General features: G+C 44.9%; 2 protein-coding genes and 1 pseudogene. 1 reads left to right on the top strand and 2 read right to left on the bottom strand.

Features of this window, described 5'->3' with window-relative positions; all coding sequences use genetic code 11:
- Positions 1 to 951, bottom strand: a pseudogene (locus A3729_RS14840) (YgiQ family radical SAM protein); the annotation flags it as partial.
- 167 nt (positions 952 to 1118) lie between these two features.
- Here A3729_RS14840 and A3729_RS14845 point away from each other — a divergent pair.
- Positions 1119 to 1775, top strand: coding sequence for a nucleotidyltransferase family protein (locus A3729_RS14845; RefSeq protein WP_068512482.1), 657 nt, complete (start codon positions 1119 to 1121; stop codon positions 1773 to 1775).
- A gap of 9 nt (positions 1776 to 1784) precedes the next feature.
- Here A3729_RS14845 and A3729_RS14850 read toward each other — a convergent pair.
- Positions 1785 to 2828, bottom strand: a 1044-nt coding sequence (locus A3729_RS14850) for a response regulator (protein WP_068634022.1), incomplete at its 5' end; no start/stop codon positions are given.

The raw sequence follows: 2828 nt of genomic DNA on the forward strand, positions 1-2828 counted from the left end.
TCGGGAGGTGTGAGCATAAAGCACAGGGTCCTTGGAAACCTTTTCAAAAGAGGGGAGTAAGATAAATTCTCTCTCTTTATCAGCGCTTTGTTCTGGAAATGGTAAAATTTTGATTGGCTCTGCTTTATCGACTTGCTGATTGTCGGCGCATTTACTTGTCGACTCGGAACCTTCTATTTCAGTTTCTTGATAAGGGTTTTTCTGGAACGGGTGGTTCGCTGGGTCAAGCGCTTTTGGTTTTTCGATGCGCGAGGAATCTTTTATATTCCAGCCTTCTGGCAATTCTTTTAGTAGGCAAGCTGTTCCTTTGATATCTTTCATATCCTTGGGGTGTTCACCTCGGGATATACGTAGGGCTACCTCAGATATTGCTCGCTCTGCATTCCCATAAAGTAGGATATCTGCTTTTGAGTCCATCAGAACCGATCGTTTTACCTTGTCTGACCAGTAGTCGTATTGAGCGATTCGGCGTAGGCTAGCTTCAATCCCACCGATCACAACCGGGATATCTTTGTAGGCTTCTCTACAGCGCTGACTATAAACCGTTACTGCACGGTCAGGGCGCTTACCACCCTCGTTGTTTGGGGTGTAGGCATCGTCATGGCGAATCTTCAGATCAGCTGTATAACGATTGATCATCGAGTCCATGTTGCCCGCAGAAACCGCATAAAATAAATTTGGCTTACCAAGCTTTTGAAAATCATCTTTCGATGTCCAGTCCGGCTGGGCAATAATTCCAACTCGATAACCTTGAGACTCTAGCAGCCGACCAATGACCGCCATGCCAAAGCTGGGGTGGTCGACGTAAGCGTCACCGCAAATGATAATAACATCGCAACTATCCCAACCCAGAGTATCCATTTCCTCACGAGACATGGGTAGGAAGGGTGCAATACCGAAGCATTCTGCCCAGTACTTAGGATAAGAAAAAAGAGAGGTGTCGGCTTGCATAGTTTTCGGCTGCTTAAGTAAGAATAGTTGACTATTTTACATGGTCTTTCTATTTGGGCCTAGTGCTTCTTGGTATACATATCGTAGGGTATGCTTATTCTATGTGGTAATTTCTATATTTATCAGGCACCTTAGCCCTATAAATAGAATTTATTCTGGAACTCAATGTGAGTGATAAACAAGTCGTCGAAGCCAAAAATATTATTGCGGTGATCCTGGCAGCTGGAGAATCGAGTCGTTTCGGTTCGCCTAAACAGCTGGCTGATTGGCACGGGAAACCCTTGTTGCAACATGTGTTTGATACGGTGTCTCAGGTCTTCCCAAAAACCTGGGTGATGCTGGGCGCTAATTACAAAGAAATTAACAGTGTGCTTTCTTTTGGTGTTGCAAAGGTTTTACATGAGAGTGCATGGCAAGAGGGAATGGGAAAGGTCATTGCTAGCGCAGCATCATCTGCAGAGAGCGAAGCCCTGCTGACAGATGAAAACGTGGATGGCCTGTTGTTCTTGCTTGGGGATCAGCCCTTAATAGAAACAAGTGACTTGCGCAAATACTGTACTTTAGTTAATGAGCAAGCGAATGAAATAATTTGTGCAGGATATCAAGAAGAGGACAAGGAGCTTAGTCTTGGAGTGCCCGCATACTTTCCTTGGTCGTATTTGCCTCAGCTAAAAGGCTTGGCTGTACCGGGAAATCAGGGCGGCGCGAAAGGCATAATCTTGCGCAACAAAACGACGCCTGTTTACCTCGGCGGGCGAGTTCAGGATGTTGATACTGAAAGTGACCTGGAGCGCTTACGCTTGGCAGTCACTTCAGTATGCTGATTCAAGTGCTTAGCCAAACAGTCCTGCAGTAACAGCAATACCGACTGCGAATACACCTATGCTGGCCGCCAGCGCCATGCCATAAAACTTATTGGAAGCAGCTCGGTTTTGCCTGATATAGGTTTCAATTGTTTGTGCTGCGACGTCTTCTGCAGTTTCGCGCGTGATTTCATGAGCTTGTTTTATTGCGTCACCCTGTAAGCGTTGCCAAAACTCAGTGTCCATAGATTGGCTAGAGCTAAGGTGCTCTTTTAATTCTTCAATTTGTACAGGGTCTAAGCCTGTATGAGCTTTGCTATCCAGAAGCTCTTGCTTAAATTCAGTGAGTTGGTTTCCTAAAAACAGACTTACTTCTGCAGCAACTTCCTCTTTAATGGACTCAGTTTTCTTATTAATTTCGTTGACGTATTCATCCATGATGCCTTTTAAGTGATCCTGCTGCTCTTGCTTTGAATCACTCAGGATGCGTTTGACATGATCGTATTGCTCGTCGAATAGACTGGATAGGAGCTCGTGAAGGCGGTTGTTAACATTCGCTTTTACGGCTGATCGAGCGACTTGTTCAATGATATCAGACGAAGCTTCGACACTCGGCGCTGCGGCAGGTTTGTCTTGAAGTTCGTCCGGAAGCTCAGTTTTGCTGATTTTACCAAGTTGAGCCTGTTCCTGATCACTAAGAGAGATAGAAATCGCAGGTTTGGGTAGCGTGTTATTAGCTATGTCGCTAGTGAGCTTTNCAATAAGCTCTACCACTTGCTGAGACTCAGCAGGTTTGGTTAGCACACCATAAATACCAAAGTTACGTGCATCTTCAGAGAATTCATCTGACTTTTTTGAGGTGCACATAATAATGGGAATCTCTGATGTCTCAGGATTCATTTTTATTTCTTTGGTAGCGTCAACGCCGTTCATACCCGGCATGAGCTGATCCATAAAAATAACGTCAGGATTATTGTTGGACGCCAAATATGATAAGGCTTCTTCGCCGGAGTTAACCATATCGACTTTAAGGCTGATTTTCTCTAAAAGCTTACTCAATGCAAACCTGGCGAC

Source organism: Oleiphilus sp. HI0043, assembly GCF_001634935.1.